Here is a 17,800-nt window from a genome sequence, read left to right as displayed (position 1 = left end):
AACATAAAATATATGATTGAAAAAGGCGCTGTGTTACCCATGTTTTATCTTCCGCCGGTAGATTATTTTGTACAATTAAATACGTATAAGCCTGATATACTGATAGAAAAAGAAGAGCATTTCCCCAAACAAACTTATCGCAACCGGGCTAATATTTACTCGCCCGATGGGGTACTGGCATTGGTGGTTCCGGTAATAAAAGGTTCAAAAAATCACACTAAAGTTAAAGATGTGAAAATCAGCTACGATTTTATGTGGCAGCGCCTGCACTGGCACAGCTTGCAGGCTTGTTATCGCCGTTCGGCTTATTTTGAGTTTTATGAAGATGACTTTGCACCTTTTTATGAAAAACAAATTACCTACTTGTTTGATTATAATCAGGAGCTTTTGAACCTGCTGCTCAAGCTCACTAAAATAAAAACGGAATTAAATTACACGAATGAATACCAGGCCGAATATCCTAACCTGCACGATTTTCGGTTTTCTATTCATCCTAAAAAAGAAAGCGAAGTGCAGCAGAAACCATATTTCCAGGTATTTGAAGACCGCAAGGGCTTTATGAAAAACCTGAGTATTATTGACCTGCTGTTTAACCAGGGCCCGCAAACCGTAAACTATCTGTAGATGAATGGTAACTTTAAACGCCTGCGCCTTAAAAAACACAAACACGCAGGAAATGTAGGTGACAGACCGGGTACTATCAGGGTAGCCGAGGATGCACTGAAACCCATTATATCCGTTTACTCATACAATAAAGATGAGTTAGTAACCTGCGAGGGCAAGGATATCAAAACAGCCTTAAAACAGCTAAATAAATGTGATAATCATACCCATTGGATTAAGATTAATGGTTTGGGCGACGCCTCGCTGATTGAGCAAATTGGTGAGCATTGCAATATAAATGCCCTGGTTTTGGAGGATATTGCCAATACACACCAGCGCCCCAAATTTGATGAATACGAGGATTATGCCTTTTGTACCAGCCGCATCGTTCAATTTAATAAGGATAACGAGATCATTAACTGCCAGTTTTCGGCTATCATAAAAGATAATATCATCATTAGCTTTGAGGAGGACCATACCGAGCGCTTTGATGCCGTAAAAGCCCGCTTAAAAGCCGGGAAGGGCGCTATCCGTACCGCTGGCCCCGGATATATGTGTTATGCGCTTACTGACACTATAATTGATACCTACTTTGTACTGCTTGCCGAAATTGGCGATCATTTGGATGCCCTTGAAGACAAGCTTTACCTGAGCGCCGATAAAACCATCATGTTTAATGCCCAGCAGCTAAAACGTACGCTCATTGTTGTACGCCGTGCCAGCTGGCCCGAGCGGGATAAGATCAATGACATGATCAGGTCTGAAAGTCCGCTGATAACGTCGGAAGTTAAATTGTTTTTACGCGACGCTTACGACCATTGCATCCAGGCTATGGATCTCATTGAAAATTATAAGGAGGTAACATCAAGCATAATCGATCTGTACCTATCCATGGTAAGTAACCGCATGAACGAGATCATGAAGGTGCTTACCATTATTTCGGTGATTTTCATTCCGCTTACTTTTATTGCGGGCATTTACGGCATGAATTTTTCGCGCCAGGATGATAAAGGCCATATCCTTCCGGATAACATGCCAGAATTGTACTGGCACCATGGTTACATTTATGCTATCGTGTTTATGTTTTTGATAGCCTTAATACAGGTGTTTGTATTTTGGAAAAAGGGTTGGTTTAACAGGCTATAAGCTCCCCGCCCCCTAAAGGGGAGAAAAAAGGAGTTATTGAACAAGCTTACAAAGCACCCCCTTTAGGAGGCCGGGCGGCTTGAACTTGTTTCTTTACCATATACAGGATCTCACCCAGCCCATTTGTTTTGATCTCAAATGTGGTTGAAAGCAACATCCCCATTTTATCTTTACTAAAACCCTTGCCCGCCATCCATTCCAGGTATGATACCGGGATATCGGCTATAATAGTGCCTTTATATTTACCGTAAGGCATTTTGGTTTGTACAATATCAATGAGGATCTTTGGATCTGGCTTTAAATTTTCCACGCGGTAAAGGTAAGCACAAACCGATGGGATTCTGCTCCTATTCCTGCAATCCTTTTATAATAAAAAATGTTGCGAGTGCAGCTGCGACGCCAACTGTTGCTTTTAAAATACTGCTGCTTATATAAGGCGGGATATAGGTCACGCCCATTTCATCGGCAACAGCCGGATGCCCCACATAGCGGCCTTTTACAGGTATTGCTACCTGCTCAAAGTTATCGGCCAGTTCATGTAATTGATCATGCAGCTCACGGCCGCGCATTACGGGGCCATGACCTGCCGCTACTGTGCGTGGTTCAAGCGCGGCAAGCCTTCGTACTGATTGGGCAGCAGCTTCCCAGTCGGTAGTGAAATACCTCGGCGGGCCGGTTAACTTTTTAAGCGAAATAAATGAATGTAAAGCTGATTCGGCCTTGGTAGTTGAAAACGCATCGCCGGCTATTAAGGTCGAATTTATTGGCAAAAACAGCGAAATGTGGCCCGGCGTATGTCCCGGTGTGTGAATGATCTTCCATTCGGGCAGTTCGGGGATCCCTTCCTCCATATCGATGGTTTTTACTTTAGTACCGAGGTTAATGGGGGATGTTGGGAAAAATACCGACAACAAGCTCATCAGCCCGTCGGTCAGTGATGGATCGGCCGGTGGGTATGATGACAGGCCTGTTAGGTAAGGCAATTCAAGTGCGTGGGCATAAACAGGTACATTCCAAATCTTCAAAAGTTCTGCTAATCCTCCCGAGTGGTCGGCATGTCCATGTGTGAGCACAATAGCTGCAGGCCTGGTTCCCGGGCCAAAAAGCTCTTCGGCCATAGCAATGATTTTTTTTGCCGAACCTTTTAACCCCGTATCAACCAAAACCCAGCCTTTGGCAGCACCGGGACGGTTGGCGATCATGTAAACATTAACAAATAATAGTTTAGTTCCCCATACCCTTTGCGATACCTGGAAATATTTTGTACTGAGCCTTCTGTTCATGGTTTATAATTATTAACAAAACGTAACTCTTGTATTAAAAGTTTTAGCTGCTTAAATTTAAACACAATTTTATCAGTCTAAAACAAATAACACGGCCTTCGGCTTAACACCAGCGCAAACAGAAACTGCCAGAACTATGTTAGGTTAGTAAACTATAAACACTATGAAACAACAATTTGATGCCACGCTTACGGGGACCGATAGCATTATTGAAGGTACAGCGCAACAGGTGACCTGGGCCGGTTATGCCAATGCATATGAGTTTAAATCGATAGATGGCACACTACATTTAGTAATTGTCAAAGACCAGGATGGCGAATGGATCAGGATTGATGGTACGGAGCCTTACCTTTCGAGCTGGATTGATGAACTGGCCGAACAGGCGGTAAGCCACTCTTTATAAAAAAAGGAAGCCGGATCATTTGCCCCGGCTTCCTTCGTTATATTTCATATGATTAATCCAATTCAATTGGTTTCATTTTAGGCACCAGGAAATGCATAATGAGCCAGGCTAAAATGTAAGCGCTTCCGCAAACAAAGAACATAATATAATAGGCTATCTCAATTTTACCGATTGACCGGTAATACACAAACAGGTTTTTTTGCACGGCAAGCGACAGGAACACACCACCGATAGAACCGAACATGCCACCTAAGCCCGTTACCGAACCAATAGTGCGTTTTGGGAACATATCCGAAACTGTGGTGAATATATTAGCGCTCCATGCTTGGTGCGCCGATGCTGCTATCCCTATCACTATAACAGCAAGCCACATATTAACACCACCCAGAATTTGCGCAAATATGATTGGTATTACCGCCAGTGCGTAGATAAACATAGATGTTTTACGGGCTTTAAATACAGGCCAATCCTTTTTAATAAGGTTCATAGGCAACCAACCGCCGCCAACACTCCCAAAGGTAGACATGGTATAAACCAACGCAACGGGAATGGCTATTTCTGTGCCCTTTAAATGATACTGGCTTTCCAAAAAATCGGGGAGCCAGAACAGGTAAAACCACCATATAGGGTCGGTAAGGAATTTACCTATAACAAATGCCCACGTTTGCTTAAACGAAAGCAGCTTGCCCCAAGATATTTTCTTTTGTTCAGCAGGCTGCAAAGCTTCAGTTTGACTGTCATGATCACTGTTGATGTAATCAAGCTCGGCTCTTGATACCTTGCTATGCTTTGAAGGTGCGCGATAAATTACCTGCCATAATACAAGCCATATAAAACCGATTGAGCCGGTTATGATAAATGCCCAGCGCCATCCCCAGGCAGCTGCTATAAACGGAACCGTTAAAGGGGCAACTATAGCACCTATATTTGCACCCGAGTTAAAGATCCCCGTAGCAAATGCACGTTCTTTTTTGGGAAACCACTCGGCCACTGTTTTAATGGCTGCAGGAAAATTTCCCGCTTCACTAAGGCCCAGTGCAGAACGTACTACGCCGAAACCAAAGGTGCCGCCAACAAAGGCGTGGCATACGGCCGAAATACTCCATAGTAGTGTTGAAAGGAAATAGCCGAGTTTGGTGCCTATCTTATCGATGATCCGTCCGGCAGCCAGCAAACCTATTGAATAAGCTATTTTAAAAGCAATCTCAATATTGGCATAATCGCCATCATTCCACTTAAACTCCTTGGTAAGGTCTGATTTAAGCAAACTGATTACTGCCCGGTCAAGGTAATTAACGGTTGTTGCGAAAAACACCAGCGAGCAGATCACCCAGCGGTAGTTTCCAACTTTTTCTTCTCTCATTATAATTTAGGTTAACTGGCTATTTAATGGTTTGTACTATTTCAAGCAGCTTCAGGGTATCGTTATACAGTTTATCGTACTCCTGGTTTTCCAGTACGCTTTTGCTGATTAGTTTACTGCCCATACCCACCGCACATACCCCGGCTTTAAACCAGGTGCTGATACTGTCATGGTTCAAATCAACCCCACCTGTTGGTATGAACAACTGACCGGCAAACAAATCCCTGATTGAGGATACAAACTCAGGCCCCAGTATATTGGCCGGGAATATTTTTATCAGCGCAGCCGCGTTTTGTTGAGCTGTGTAAATTTCGGTTGGTGTCATACAGCCAGGAATCCATAACAAGTTGTGCTGCGCTGCCAGTTTGCCAACCTCGGGATTAACAATCGGTGATACGATAAAATCAGCTCCGGCAGCAATAAAAGCTTCAGCTTCCTGAACACTTTTGATGGTACCGATACCTAATTCCAGGCCCGGCATTTCGCCGTTGGCAAGGGCTTGTTTTAAAACCTTGAAGTTTTCGAGGGCGGCTGCACCGCGGTTGGTGTATTCAAATACCCGTATCCCGGCTTTATAAAGCGTACGGGTAATTTGCAGGCTCACTTCCGGGTCTTTATAAAAGAACAGGGGCAACGTACCCTGCTTTAATATCGCGTCAAGTACAATATTTTTTTTACTCATTGTTTCATTGTGTTATAAATTTGATCAACTGTTTTGGTGGTCGCATCGCCTTCAATAAATAGCTTCTCGAATGCGGCTGCCGTTGCAAAGTCCAGCAATTGCTGCGGATCTTGCTTGTTATAAAAGCCGTAAATAAGCCCGGCCATAAAGCAATCGCCGCTGCCAACTTTGTCAACCACGGTTTCGGTGGTATAGGTTGGGGAGTGATAAAAGCGATTGCCTGTATAAAGCGAAGTATAATATTCAACGCCTTTGCCTGCATCAAAGCGGAAGGTATTGGCAACAGCCCGGCAGCGCGGATAAGCATCCATGATCCTTTCAGACGAATAAAGCCCTTCTTTCAGGTAAATACTTTGCTGGCCCGATTCATGCATATCTGGCGTAACGGGAATACCAAGCATGGTTTCTTCGGCCCAAACATTACCCATAATGATATCGGCATATTGTACCAGTTTCGGCATGATCTCTACCGGCTTTTTACCGTACTGCCATAATTTGGGGCGATAATTAAGATCGACAGATATGGTGATATGTTTTTTGCTTGCTGCCTGTAAAACTTCTTCGCAAACATCGGCTGCAAGCTGATTCAAGGCCGGACAAATCGCACTGAAATGAAACCAGCTTACACCTTCCAAAACAACATCCCAGTTAACCATACCCGGTTTAAGGTCGGCAAAGGATGAACCTGCACGGTCATATACAATGGCGTTATTCTTTACATCCTTACCACGGGTAAGATAATAAAGACCTATTCTGTTACCACTATGATGTATTGCTGATGTGTCGATGCTTTTGCTTTCCAGGTAACTGATAATCTGTTCGGATAAGGCATTATCAGGCAAAGCGGTAAAATATTTTATTGGCTGCCCCCATAAAGCTAACGCGTTGGCAACATTAAGCTCAGCACCGCCCATAAAAAATGGCAGCTTGTTTTTTGCAAGCCACTGCCCTTCGCCGTCCGGGCACATGCGTAATAATAATTCGCCGAACGACAGGATGCTTCCCTTTGTATTTTCTATATTGCTCATTTAAAAATTGAAATAGTTTTTGGCGTTAAAATAGCAAATATCGCTCACGATCTTTCCTGTCCATTCAATATCGTTTGGTAATTCGCCGTTTTCAATGTCGTCACCCAACAAGTTACAAAGCAACCTGCGGAAATACTCATGCCTCGGGAATGACATAAAGCTCCTCGAATCGGTAAGCATCCCAACCAAACGGCTCAACAGGCCCATGTTTGATAAAGCGTTTAATTGCTTGATCATGCCATCTTTTTGATCCAAAAACCACCAGGCCGATCCAAACTGCATTTTGCCGGCTACCGAACCGTCGTTATAGTTGCCCACCATAGTAGCAAACAACTCGTTATCGGCAGGGTTAAGGTTATAAATAATGGTTTTGGCTAACTGGTTAGTGGTATCCAACCTGTTCAGGAATTTGGATAATGCCCTGCCTTGTGCAAAATCGCCTATAGAATCCCAGCCGGTATCAGGCCCCAAATTGGTTAAAGCACGCGCATTGTTATTACGCAATGCACCGAGGTGAAATTGTTGTACCCAGCCTTTTTCATGATCCCAAATGGCAAAGTAATACAACATGGCCGATTTAAATTTCAGGATTTCCAAAGGCAACAACACTTCGCTGTTCCTTATTTTGGTAAAGATGGTAGCTATCTCTACATCAGTATAATCTTCGGAATAAATTTGCTCCAGTCCGTGATCTGATAATTTGCAGCCGTTTTCGGCGAAGTAATCGTGTCTTGCTTTTAAGGCCGAAAGATATTCATCAATGTTAGATATGGATACATTTGCCACTGATTCCAGTTGGTCAATGTATTTGTTGAGCCCGGCAATGTCATCGGCGTTCATAGCTTTATCGGGGCGGTAGGCCGGCAATACTTTCACGCTGTATCCATCCTGTTTCAGTTTCTGATGATGGCTAAGGTTATCCAACGGATCATCAGTAGTACCCACAACCTCTACATTTTTACTTTTTAAAATATTACGGATGCTGAACTCCGGCGATTGCAGTTTTTCGTTGCACTGGGCATATATTTTTTGTGCCGACGCTGGCGAAAGCAATTCATTTATGCCAAAATAACGCTGCATTTCAAGGTGTGTCCAATGGTATAGCGGGTTTCTCAAAGTGTAAGGAACCGTAGCAGCCCATTGCATAAACTTTTCTTCGTCGGTTTTATTACCTGTGATATAGGCTTCATTAACACCATTTGCCCGCATAGCGCGCCATTTGTAATGATCGCCATAAAGCCAGATCTGGGTTATGTTTTTAAAATTGATATCATCAGCAATCTGATCTGGCGGCAGGTGGCAATGATAATCAATAATGGGCTGATGGCTGGCGAACTCATGATATAAGCGCTGCGCCGTTTTTGTTTGAAGTAAAAAATCCTGATCTAAAAAATTCTTCATTGGTTATTGACAGATATATACCGGAGTTAGCGGTATAGTAGTTTATACTTGTAAGCGGCAAATTACACATCATACGGGCAAGTTGGAAGTAATAAGCCTAAACAATCCACGCAAACGTTTTCGTTGAGACGTAAAAACAACTACTATGAAGCAAAAAGGCGATGAGGTTATCACCCCATCGCCTTTTTTATCTATTGGTGAAATTTCTGCTACCAGAAAATCGAGTACAATGCAACCACAATACCTGTTACAATTAAGGCGCCTGCTAAAAATCCTCTCGAAGTTTTAAACATTGAGCCATCAATTTCGAGGCCGTTTGTTGTAACGCCCCGGGCCTGGTCAATTTTTGAAATAATGTACATACCGATAACGCACAGGATAAATACAAAACCCATACGGTCAAGGAAAGGGATTTCATATAACTTCGTTACTTTATCATCCTGCAAGGCTAATTTTGAGAAGCCATACGGCGACAGGAAGCTCAGGTCAATAAACTTTGGACAAAGTTTAAAGAAACATGAGAAAATGAAACCGCCAATAGTTGCAAATAAAGCCGCATTTGAAGTAGCTTTTTTCCAGAAGAAACCAAGGATAAACATGGCAAAGATACCCGGAGACACGAAGCCTGTATATTCCTGAATATACTGGAAGCCCTGTTTACCTTCGCCCATCAATGCCTTACCGATCAATTCAGATAAAAGGATACCTAACAATAAGGCAACAAGCACCGAGATTTTACCCAGGTTAACCAGTTTCTTATCGGTAGCTTCAGGATTGATTGCTTTTTTGTAAATATCCAACGTAAAGATGGTAGCGATACTGTTTGCTTTACCCGCTAACGACGCTACAATAGCAGCCGTTAACGCAGCGAATGAAAGGCCTTTTAAGCCGCTTGGCAATAAGTTTAACAGTGATGGATATGCTTTATTAGGATCCAAAACTCCGGATGAACTCGCCATTTCCTGGTGGAACATACCTTTTTGATATAACAGGTATGCCGCAATGCCAGGCAGCACTACAATAACAGGCATCAGCAACTTAAGGAAAGCTGCAAACAGGATACCGCCACGGGCGGTTTTAAGGTTTGCGCCCAAAGCTCTTTGGGTAATATACTGGTTACAGCCCCAATAGTTAAGGTTAGTGATCCACATGCCGCCTATCAGAACAGATAAACCAGGAAGATCCATGTAATTTGGATTATCCTTTTTAAAGATCATATGGAAGTGATCCGTAGCTTCGCTATGCAGGATCTTGAAACCATTGAGCAAGCCTGTTGTACCTTCTTTTTCGCTTAACAAAGTAAGTGCAAGGTAAGATGCCATTAAACCACCCAATATCAATACCGCTACCTGGATAACGTCGGTATAGCCGATAACCTTCATACCGCCCAGTGTAATAACTGCCGAGAATATGGCCAACAGCCAGATACACAAGTGAATATCAAGACCTGAAATACCGCTGACAGCTAATGCACCGAGGTAAAGGATTGACATTAAGTTAACCACAATGTACAGCAACAGCCAAAATATGGCCATGATCATGGCTACTGTTCCGTTATACCGCTGATGCAGGAACTGCGGCATGGTAAAGATCTTATTTTTAAGATATACCGGGATAAAGAAAACCGCCACAATGATGAGGGTGATAGCGGCCATCCACTCGTAAGTAGATATGGCTAAGCCCATTTTAAACGCAGACCCACTTGTACCTATAAATTGTTCGGCAGAGATATTTGAGGCGATGAGCGATGCTCCGATAGCCCACCAGGTTAACGACCCTTCGGCCAAAAAATAGTCTTTTGAGGTGGCATCGGCGTTGTGTTTACGCTTATACACCCACCAGCCGTAACTGGCAACAATTATAAAGTAGATAAAGAAAACAGCATAATCGCCATTTGAAAGGGTTTTGAGGTTCATTGTTTTGGTTTGTCTTTGGGTTTAATATGTATGATTGACAATTATAAACTATATATATCGATTTATCAAATTTTCGATGTATTCTTGTTTACCGCTTGTCACTTTAGGTTCGCCGTTAGCTATCGCATAGTTACGCAAATCTTCCAAAGAAACCTTACCCTCTTCAAAATCTTTCCCGGTGCCGGCATCAAATGACGCATACCTGTCGGTACGTAATTTTTTGTATTCTGATTTTTGCAGGATATTATCAGCTGTTACCAATGCCCTTGCAAAAAGGTCCATACCACCAATGTGTGCATAAAACAAATCAGCAGGATCAGTAGAGTTACGGCGGATCTTGGCATCAAAGTTAATACCACCACCCTGGAAGCCGCCTGCTTCAAGAATAATCAGCATACATTCTGTCACTTCATTGATATCATTCGGGAACTGGTCTGTATCCCAGCCATTCTGTGAATCACCACGGTTAGCATCTATCGAACCTAATAAACCCGAATCGGCAGCTACCTGAAGCTCATGTTGGAAAGTGTGGCCTGCTAAAGTAGCGTGGTTAACTTCAAGGTTCAGTTTAAAATCATTGATCAGGTCGTATTTCTGCAAGAAGCCCAGTACGGTTGCTGCATCATAATCATACTGGTGCTTGGTTGGCTCACATGGTTTAGGCTCGATGAAGAAAGTGCCTTTAAAGCCTTGTTTGCGCGCGTAATCTTTAGACGCGTGTAAAAACCGAGCTAAATGCTCCTGCTCGCGTTTCATATTGGTGTTGAGCAGACTCATGTAACCTTCGCGACCACCCCAGAAAACATAGTTTTCGCCACCTAATGCAATAGTTGCATCCATAGCAGCCTTAACCTGCGCACCGGCATGCGCCAATACATGAAAATCGGGGTTGGTTGATGCTCCGTTCATATAACGTTTGTGGCTGAACAGGTTCGCAGTACCCCAAAGCAGTTTTACCCCGCTGGCAGCCTGTTTTTGTTTGGCATAATCAACCAAAGCCTGCAAACGACGATCATTTTCGGCAACATCATTGCCATAGTCAACCACGTCAACGTCGTGGAAACAGTAGTAAGGCAGGTTCATTTTGGTCAAGAACTCAAACGCTGCATCCATTTTGTCTTTAGCGCGCTCAACAGCGTCAGCTTTTTCATCCCATGGGAAAACGTGCGTAGCACCGCCAAACGGATCGGCACCGTTACCGCAGAACGAATGCCAGTAAGCACCTGCAAAACGTAAATGGTCTTTCATTGTTTTGCCTGCCACCACCCTGTCCGCGTCATACCAGCGAAACGCCAGCGGGTTGTCTGATTCAAGACCTTCAAATTTTATCTGGCCTATTTCTTTGAAAAATTCTTTTTCGCCTGTTACTATCATTTTAATTATTGAATTAGTGAGTTATTGAATTAGTGATTTTTTTATTGGGCAATTGTTTAATTATTTATTTGGATACACGGGCAACACCTTTCGCCTTTAACCTTTTCCCTTTCACCTCAGTTTCGCTTCTAAAAGGGCTTTCCACTCCTGGTAAACGGGCTCAAACTGGTCGGTTGTTGGTTCAACCAGTTTAATGGCTTTGATATTACTGAATGCCTCAGCCGGTGATTTGAAGATGCCTGCGCCTATACCTGCGCCTAAGGCAGCGCCTACACTTCCGTCGTTATTATAGAGCTCGACAGGAACGCCTGTGGCATTTACAAAAGTTTGGGTAAACAGATCGCTCAGGAAAAGGTTGCTTTTGCCCGCACGGATCACAGTAGGGTTCATACCATTGCCGCGCATAATGTCAAAGCCATAACGAAACGACGAGGCTATCCCCTCCTGCACAGCCCTGAAAATATGTGACGCTGTATGCAGGTTAAGGTCGATATTTTGAAAATGCGCACCAACCTGTTTGTTATTTAGCATGCGCTCGGCACCGTTGCCAAATGGCAATACCTGCAAGCCTTCGCTGCCCAAGGGTGCTTTTTCAGCTTCGGCATTCATTTCGTTATAGCTATAGCCTGTACCGAACGTGTTTTTTACCCAGCGATATAAGCTTCCGGTTCCGTTAATACAAAGCAGCACACCAAGTCTTTTCTGTTCGGTGGCATAATTAACGTGTGCGAAGGTGTTAATGCGCGATTGCTGATCATAAACCAGTTGGTCATCTACACCATATATCACGCCAGAAGTACCTGCAGTGGCAGCTACCTCGCCGGGATTTAGTACATTTAACGATAAGGCATTGTTGGGCTGGTCGCCGGATTTATAAGTAACCGGAATACCTGCCTTTAAATTCAGTTTTTCGGCCACGGATGCCTGTAAAGTTCCGTGCGATGAAAATACAGGATTAATAACCGGAAACAGGCTTTCGTCAAAACCAAAATAATTGATGATCTCTTTGGAGATGCAGTTGGTTTTGAAATCGAAAAACACCCCTTCAGATAATGCCGATACAGATGTGGTGATCTCGCCGGTAAGCTTCATGGCGATATAATCGCCAGGCAACATGATCTTATCAATTTTACTGTAGATCTTCGGTTCATTTTCCTTTACCCAGGCCAGTTTTGAGGCCGTAAAGTTACCCGGTGAATTGAGCAGGTGCGATAAGCAATGCTCTTCGCCAATGGTGGCAAAAGCTTTATCGCCAATTTCAACAGCGCGGCTATCGCACCATATAATACTATCACGAAGTACGTTTTGATTTTTATCAACAAGTACAAGGCCGTGCATTTGGTAAGCGATACCAATGGCAGCTATATCTTTTGAGTTGTAACCTCCCTTAGCATGACAGCGCTCCAATGCTTTGTGCGCCTGCTCCCACCACATTGAGGGAGATTGTTCGGCCCAGCCGGGATGCAAGGCTTTAATTGGCGACTCCTGGTCTGGGTATTGTGCCGAAGCGATTGTATTTTGCGTTGCGGCGTCAACAACACTTACTTTTACCGACGAAGTACCTATATCGATCCCTAATAACAGCATAGCCTATTCAGATTTTTATATGATTTTTTGGTTGTATTTATTAATTGGTAACTTAACGCAACGAAAATAAAGAAATAAATAAAAATTGCAATCGATTGCGTAAAATATTTTTTCCAACTTGCACGCTATAATGAAGAAAGTTAAACGCACCACCATTTATGACATTGCCGCAAAGCTCGGCATAACCGCGTCTTCCGTATCAAGAGCGCTGAATAACAGTAGCCAGGTAAACGAAAAAACCAGGGAGCTGATTATCAAAACCGCCGATGAGCTCAATTATAAACGCAACACCCTTGCCTCCAACCTGCGCAAAGGACATTCAAAAACTATTGGCGTAGTGGTGCCGCGGATAAACCAGAACTTTTTCAGTAACGTGATAGCCGGCATTGAGGAAACAACTTATCAAAAAGGTTATAACCTCATCATATGTCAGTCGGGCGAGGTGCATGATAAGGAAATTCAATGTGTAAATACGCTCATTAATCAGCATGTGGATTGCATAGTGATCTCGGTATCGGCCGATAGCTATGATTATCAGCACCTGCAAAATGTGCTCGACCATGGCATTCAGCTGATCCAGTTTGACCGTGTTGCTGAAGAACTGGAAACGCTTAAAGTGATCAACGACAACGAACAGGCTTCATTTGAAGCGGTATCGCACCTGATAGAAAACGGCTATAAACGTATCGCTTTGCTTGAAGGCCCCCAAAATCTCAACATTTTTCGCCAGAGAAAAAACGGGTACCTAAGGGCATTAGAAACGCATAAGGTGAAAGTGATTGACGAACTGGTGGTTGAAAATGCATGGACAAAGGAGCTTGGTGCCGAAGCTACCCGTAAGCTGCTTAACCTCCCCCACCCGCCGGATGCAATATTTGCCTCTACGTCTGATTTTTCGGCTTTAGGTGTTTTGGAGGTAGCCAATGTTATGAATATCAAGGTACCTTCAGAGTTGGGCATTTGCGGTTACTCTAATGAAGCTTTTACAGAGATTACCAGTCCATCGATAACCACTATAGATCAGTTTAGCGTTTATATGGGCAAAACCATTGGCAACCTGTTTTTCCAGGAGATTGCCAACGTCGAGGTTTCGGTTAAACCCAAGATTATCAGTATTAAGCCTGAGTTGATTATAAGGGGATCGACGAAAAAGAACAGCTCGCTCTAACCCCCTCTAACTGGGGCAAGCATAAAGTGAAGGCTACTTGTGCCGCGGCTTAGCAGCACAAATAGTTTTCGTTAATAGTCAGCCCTCCATACTTGCGCCAGTAAAAGTCAGTAAAAAGCATCGCCGTTTCTCTCTCGCAATGAACTCTGTGTTTGTAAATTTTTACTAAATTATCCTGATTAATACAACACTCGTCGGATAAAAAACATATTTTAAATTCAATATCGATAAGCATTTAGTTACAGATTTGTTACATTAAGCTTTAATTTCAACCATTATTTAAGTATAACACATATGGATGATTTTTTAGCGGCCAGATCCCAAATGGCCTTATCGTTAGGTTTTCATATCATATACTCCTGTATCGGCATGGTGATGCCGGTTTTTATGGCGATATCACATTATAAATGGATCAAAACCCAGGACCCGGTTTATAAAAACATCACTGTAGCCTGGAGTAAAGGCGTGGCCATATTTTTTGCCACCGGCGCGGTATCCGGCACCATGCTCTCTTTTGAGCTCGGCTTACTTTGGCCCGGCTTCATGAAACACGCCGGACCGATCTTCGGGATGCCGTTTTCGTTAGAAGGCGTCGCCTTTTTCATCGAAGCTATAGCACTTGGCTTATTCCTTTATGGCTGGAACAAATTAAATAACTGGGTACATTGGACGGCCGGGGTTATTGTCGGTATAAGCGGCGTTGCATCAGGTATCCTCGTAGTGTCAGCCAATTCCTGGATGAACAGCCCTTCCGGTTTCGATTTTGTGAACGGACAGTATATCAATATTGATCCCATAAAAGCAATGTTCAATAAAGCCTGGTTTTCAGAATCATTGCATATGATTATAGCCGCCTTTTCGGCAACAGGTTTTGCAGTGGCCGGGATCCATGCGCTCATGATCTACCGTAAAAAGAATATCGCTTTCCATACTAAGGCGTTTAAAATAGCTATCATCTTTGGGGCAGCCGCAGCTATTTTACAACCTTTCAGCGGCGACTTATCAGCCAAAAACGCAGCTAAACGCCAGCCTGCGAAACTGGCCGCAATGGAAGCTTATTTTCACACCCAGGAATACGCACCGCTGGTTATCGGTGGTATTCCTGATACCGCAGCAAAAAAAGTAAATTATGGTTTAGAGATCCCCGGCCTGTTAAGCTTTTTAGTGCATGACAATTTTAAAACACAGGTAAACGGGTTGGATAAAATCCCTGTTAAAAACCAGCCGCCAGTGGCTGTTACTCATTACGCATTCCAGATTATGGTGGGTATAGGCGTTTTGATGATGCTGATGGGGATTATTTACTTTTACGAGCTCTGGAAAAAGAAGGACCTGCTCTCTAAACCATGGTTCCTGAAAACTTTTATCTGGGCTACCCCGCTGGGCTTTATAGCTCTCGAAGCCGGCTGGACGGTGACCGAGGTTGGCCGCCAGCCATGGATCATACAAGGTGTTATGCGTACCAGCGAGGCAGTTACGCCAATGCCGGGTATCCAATATTCGTTTTACCTGTTCAGCTTTATTTATTTTACGCTGAGTGTGGCTGTTATATTTTTATTAAAAAGGCAAATCCAGATGGTGCCTGAATTGTATGACCGTAAAACTGCCCAGCCATGATGTTATATATTGTAATTCTTTTTCTTTTTGCGGCTATCACCCTCTACTTTTTATTGGGCGGAGCTGATTTTGGTGCAGGTATTATCGAGCTTTTCACATCAACCGATAATAAACACCGCACGCGCAAGATCATGTACCAGGCTATCGGCCCAATTTGGGAAGCCAATCACATGTGGCTGATCATTACAGTGGTAGTACTTTTTGTAGGATTTCCGGTTATTTATAGTGAAATGTGCATTTACCTGCATATTCCCTTACTGGTAATGCTGCTTGGAGTAATAGCCCGGGGCACCGCATTTTCGTTCCGTAATTATGACGCCATTAAAGACGAAAAAACACAGGCATTTTATACGCATATATTCGTTTATTCAAGTTTTGTTACACCATTGTTCCTGGGTATCATTGCAGGCAGTGCCCTATCTGGGCAGATTGATCCTAAAGCCACTGATTTTCTGCACGCTTACATCTTTAGCTGGTTTAACTGGTTTTCAGTATCTGTTGGCTTTTTTACCGTGGCACTATGCGGTTTCCTTGCAGCTATTTATATAGTTGGTGAAACGGAAGATGTTGACGAAATTAAACGCTACATCCGTAAGGCAAAGATTATGAACATAGCCGCCGTGATATGTGGTGCATTGGTGTTCTTAGCTTCTCATTTTGAGCACGTTCACCTGGCCAACTGGATTTTTGGCAACCCCGTAAGCTTAGTTTCGGTAATTGCTGCAACCATTTCATTGGTAGTGCTTTATCTGATTATATCACACCGCAGAAACAGGCAATGGATCAGGGTGCTTGCTGCCTTCCAGGTGTGTATGATATTGATATCGGTAGGGTTTTCGCGCTTCCCGAGGTTTGTTATTTTTAAAGATGGCAGCTCCATGTCCTTACTTAGCGAACATGCCAACAGCAATAGTATCGATGACTTAGGGATTGGTTTATTGGTAGGTAGCTTATTTATATTGCCGGCGCTGGGGTATTTATATTACGCGTTTAAGAAGAAAGACCGTTGATTTATTTGATTACGCTGATTTCGTTAATTTGATTATAATATTTATTCGCAAAGCTTAACCGTCTTTATCTGTCTTGTTTAAAAGACGAGATGTGCTGTCAAATATTACATTTGTGTTGTGAAGAATTATTTAAAGATCCTGTCAATCGACGAATATTCCATTACGCCTAAGTACCTGCAACTCTCCAATGCTATTATCAGGGCCATTGAAAGCGGGCAGATTGTAAAGGATGATATGCTCCCTTCAATCAATGATCTCAGCTATGCACTGGATACTTCACGCAATACCATTGAGCGTGTTTATAAGGAACTGAAGGAAAAAGGCATAGTAAGCTCGGTTCCGGGAAAAGGCTTTTTTATTTCCAATACCGATTTTCAGAAGCCACTTAAGATCTTCCTACTGTTCAACAAACTCAGCGCGCACAAGAAAATTATTTATGATGCCTTTGTTGCTACTATCGGCGAGCAGGCTGCTATAGATTTTTATATCTACAACAACGATTTTTACTTTTTTAAAAAGATCATTGCCGAAAGTATCCAGAGCGATTATGCCAAATACATCATTATCCCACATTTTTTAGATAATGAAACCAAGGCTCATGAAATTATCAATACCATCCCTAAAGACAAGCTGATTTTACTGGACAACCTTGTACCTGGTGTAAACGGTAAATTTGCTGCGATATTTGAGAATTTTGCGACCGACGTTTATGAGGCGTTGAAGAGCATGTTGGATAGCCTCAGTAAATACCATACGCTCAAGCTGATTTTCCCCGGCAAAACCTATCACTCTAAAGAGATCATGAAGGGCTTCCTGAATTTTTGCAGGCAGTATGCTTTTGAATACGGTATAGTTGAGACGTTATCTACAGAAACTATACAGAAAAATACCGTATATATCAGCCTTACAGAGGATGACCTGGTGGAACTTATTAAAAAGATCATCGCCTCCGATTTAAAAGTGGCTAAGGACGTTGGCGTGATATCCTATAACGAAACGGCGCTTAAAGAGATCATTCTTGACGGCATCACTACCATCTCAACCGATTTTAAATTGATGGGCAGCAAAACTGCCGAGTTTGCGCTGAATAACTGCCACGAGCATTTCGCGGTGCCGTTTACAGTGAGATTGAGAAGCTCGTTGTAGAGACCCAAACTCCCTTAAGAGAGAACCATAGTCAAGTGAGGGCTTAATCAACTTGCGCTCGTTTTTAATGAGT

Annotated in this window: 16 protein-coding genes; 7 read left to right on the top strand and 9 right to left on the bottom strand. The window is 43.2% G+C overall.

Annotated elements, in window-relative coordinates; translation table 11 throughout:
• Positions 1-12: 12 nt before the first annotated feature.
• Positions 13-624 carry a WbqC family protein gene (locus J3L18_RS08465; protein ID WP_129570293.1) on the top strand — a complete coding sequence of 204 codons (612 nt, stop codon included), beginning with the start codon at positions 13-15 and terminating at the stop codon, positions 622-624.
• Positions 625-1,749: a magnesium/cobalt transporter CorA gene (gene corA, locus J3L18_RS08460; protein ID WP_129570153.1), complete on the top strand. Its 1,125-nt coding sequence runs from the start codon at positions 625-627 to the stop codon at positions 1,747-1,749.
• Positions 1,750-1,795: 46 nt separating this feature from the next.
• Here corA and J3L18_RS08455 read toward each other — a convergent pair whose 3' ends face one another.
• Together J3L18_RS08455 and J3L18_RS08450 are read right to left on the bottom strand one after the other, a co-directional pair.
• Positions 1,796-2,059, bottom strand: a complete 264-nt coding sequence (locus J3L18_RS08455) for a DUF3820 family protein (RefSeq protein WP_129570152.1) — start codon at positions 2,057-2,059, stop codon at positions 1,796-1,798.
• A 37-nt stretch (positions 2,060-2,096) separates the two neighbouring features.
• Complete coding sequence (locus J3L18_RS08450; protein ID WP_129570151.1) at positions 2,097-3,032, bottom strand: MBL fold metallo-hydrolase; 936 nt, start codon at positions 3,030-3,032, stop codon at positions 2,097-2,099.
• Positions 3,033-3,195: 163 nt separating this feature from the next.
• On the opposite strand from J3L18_RS08450, the gene J3L18_RS08445 reads away from it, so the two are divergent.
• Positions 3,196-3,435: a hypothetical protein gene (locus J3L18_RS08445; protein ID WP_091164845.1), complete on the top strand. Its 240-nt coding sequence runs from the start codon at positions 3,196-3,198 to the stop codon at positions 3,433-3,435.
• A 52-nt stretch (positions 3,436-3,487) separates the two neighbouring features.
• Here J3L18_RS08445 and J3L18_RS08440 read toward each other — a convergent pair whose 3' ends face one another.
• From J3L18_RS08440 to J3L18_RS08410, 7 genes are all read right to left on the bottom strand, one after another.
• The gene (locus J3L18_RS08440) at positions 3,488-4,798 is read right to left on the bottom strand and encodes an MFS transporter (RefSeq protein WP_129570150.1); all 1,311 of its coding nucleotides are present in this window, start codon (positions 4,796-4,798) and stop codon (positions 3,488-3,490) included.
• 19 nt (positions 4,799-4,817) lie between these two features.
• Positions 4,818-5,480, bottom strand: coding sequence for a bifunctional 4-hydroxy-2-oxoglutarate aldolase/2-dehydro-3-deoxy-phosphogluconate aldolase (locus J3L18_RS08435; RefSeq protein ID WP_129570149.1), 663 nt, complete (start codon positions 5,478-5,480; stop codon positions 4,818-4,820).
• On the bottom strand, positions 5,477-6,508 hold the full coding sequence (locus J3L18_RS08430) for a sugar kinase (RefSeq protein ID WP_129570148.1): 1,032 nt from the start codon (positions 6,506-6,508) through the stop codon (positions 5,477-5,479). Before J3L18_RS08430 ends, J3L18_RS08435 begins: the two co-directional genes overlap by 4 nt.
• Positions 6,509-7,909 (bottom strand): glucuronate isomerase, encoded by a 1,401-nt coding sequence (gene uxaC, locus J3L18_RS08425; RefSeq protein WP_129570147.1) that lies wholly within the window; start codon positions 7,907-7,909, stop codon positions 6,509-6,511. It abuts the gene before it with no gap.
• A gap of 209 nt (positions 7,910-8,118) precedes the next feature.
• Positions 8,119-9,825 carry a sodium/sugar symporter gene (locus J3L18_RS08420; RefSeq protein ID WP_091164853.1) on the bottom strand — a complete coding sequence of 569 codons (1,707 nt, stop codon included), beginning with the start codon at positions 9,823-9,825 and terminating at the stop codon, positions 8,119-8,121.
• A 48-nt stretch (positions 9,826-9,873) separates the two neighbouring features.
• The gene (xylA, locus tag J3L18_RS08415) at positions 9,874-11,199 is read right to left on the bottom strand and encodes a xylose isomerase (protein ID WP_091164857.1); all 1,326 of its coding nucleotides are present in this window, start codon (positions 11,197-11,199) and stop codon (positions 9,874-9,876) included.
• Between the two features lie 111 nt (positions 11,200-11,310).
• Complete coding sequence (locus J3L18_RS08410) at positions 11,311-12,786, bottom strand: xylulokinase (RefSeq protein ID WP_129570146.1); 1,476 nt, start codon at positions 12,784-12,786, stop codon at positions 11,311-11,313.
• Positions 12,787-12,916: 130 nt separating this feature from the next.
• Between J3L18_RS08410 and J3L18_RS08405 the strand changes: the two genes are divergently transcribed.
• The 4 genes from J3L18_RS08405 to J3L18_RS08390 all read left to right on the top strand — a co-directional run bounded on the left by J3L18_RS08405 (position 12,917) and on the right by J3L18_RS08390 (position 17,727).
• Complete coding sequence (locus tag J3L18_RS08405) at positions 12,917-13,954, top strand: LacI family DNA-binding transcriptional regulator (RefSeq protein WP_091164875.1); 1,038 nt, start codon at positions 12,917-12,919, stop codon at positions 13,952-13,954.
• A 294-nt stretch (positions 13,955-14,248) separates the two neighbouring features.
• Positions 14,249-15,571 (top strand): cytochrome ubiquinol oxidase subunit I, encoded by a 1,323-nt coding sequence (locus J3L18_RS08400; protein WP_129570145.1) that lies wholly within the window; start codon positions 14,249-14,251, stop codon positions 15,569-15,571.
• Positions 15,568-16,581 (top strand): cytochrome d ubiquinol oxidase subunit II, encoded by a 1,014-nt coding sequence (locus tag J3L18_RS08395; protein ID WP_311085791.1) that lies wholly within the window; start codon positions 15,568-15,570, stop codon positions 16,579-16,581. The genes J3L18_RS08400 and J3L18_RS08395 overlap by 4 nt, the downstream gene beginning before the upstream one ends.
• 117 nt (positions 16,582-16,698) lie before the next feature.
• Positions 16,699-17,727 (top strand): GntR family transcriptional regulator, encoded by a 1,029-nt coding sequence (locus J3L18_RS08390; RefSeq protein WP_129570144.1) that lies wholly within the window; start codon positions 16,699-16,701, stop codon positions 17,725-17,727.
• Positions 17,728-17,800: the final 73 nt, after the last annotated feature.

Origin of the sequence: Mucilaginibacter gossypii (assembly GCF_017569325.2) — a bacterium.
GTDB classification, from domain to species: Bacteria; Bacteroidota; Bacteroidia; order Sphingobacteriales; family Sphingobacteriaceae; genus Mucilaginibacter; species Mucilaginibacter gossypii.
The sequence above is the reverse complement of the archived record's forward strand: the minus strand, read 5'-3'. Positions and strand labels throughout refer to the sequence as shown.

Excerpts from the sequence above, each read along its gene's own strand:
- J3L18_RS08445 (WP_091164845.1), top strand. The coding sequence starts at position 3,196 with ATGAAACAACAATTTGATGCCACGCTTACGGGGACCGATAGCATTATT.
- J3L18_RS08420 (WP_091164853.1), bottom strand. The coding sequence starts at position 9,825 with ATGAACCTCAAAACCCTTTCAAATGGCGATTATGCTGTTTTCTTTATC.
- J3L18_RS08465 (WP_129570293.1), top strand. The coding sequence starts at position 13 with ATGATTGAAAAAGGCGCTGTGTTACCCATGTTTTATCTTCCGCCGGTA.
- J3L18_RS08440 (WP_129570150.1), bottom strand. The coding sequence starts at position 4,798 with ATGAGAGAAGAAAAAGTTGGAAACTACCGCTGGGTGATCTGCTCGCTG.
- corA (WP_129570153.1), top strand. The coding sequence starts at position 625 with ATGAATGGTAACTTTAAACGCCTGCGCCTTAAAAAACACAAACACGCA.
- J3L18_RS08405 (WP_091164875.1), top strand. The coding sequence starts at position 12,917 with ATGAAGAAAGTTAAACGCACCACCATTTATGACATTGCCGCAAAGCTC.
- J3L18_RS08435 (WP_129570149.1), bottom strand. The coding sequence starts at position 5,480 with ATGAGTAAAAAAAATATTGTACTTGACGCGATATTAAAGCAGGGTACG.
- J3L18_RS08410 (WP_129570146.1), bottom strand. The coding sequence starts at position 12,786 with ATGCTGTTATTAGGGATCGATATAGGTACTTCGTCGGTAAAAGTAAGT.
- J3L18_RS08400 (WP_129570145.1), top strand. The coding sequence starts at position 14,249 with ATGGATGATTTTTTAGCGGCCAGATCCCAAATGGCCTTATCGTTAGGT.
- J3L18_RS08450 (WP_129570151.1), bottom strand. The coding sequence starts at position 3,032 with ATGAACAGAAGGCTCAGTACAAAATATTTCCAGGTATCGCAAAGGGTA.
- xylA (WP_091164857.1), bottom strand. The coding sequence starts at position 11,199 with ATGATAGTAACAGGCGAAAAAGAATTTTTCAAAGAAATAGGCCAGATA.
- uxaC (WP_129570147.1), bottom strand. The coding sequence starts at position 7,909 with ATGAAGAATTTTTTAGATCAGGATTTTTTACTTCAAACAAAAACGGCG.
- J3L18_RS08395 (WP_311085791.1), top strand. The coding sequence starts at position 15,568 with ATGATGTTATATATTGTAATTCTTTTTCTTTTTGCGGCTATCACCCTC.
- J3L18_RS08430 (WP_129570148.1), bottom strand. The coding sequence starts at position 6,508 with ATGAGCAATATAGAAAATACAAAGGGAAGCATCCTGTCGTTCGGCGAA.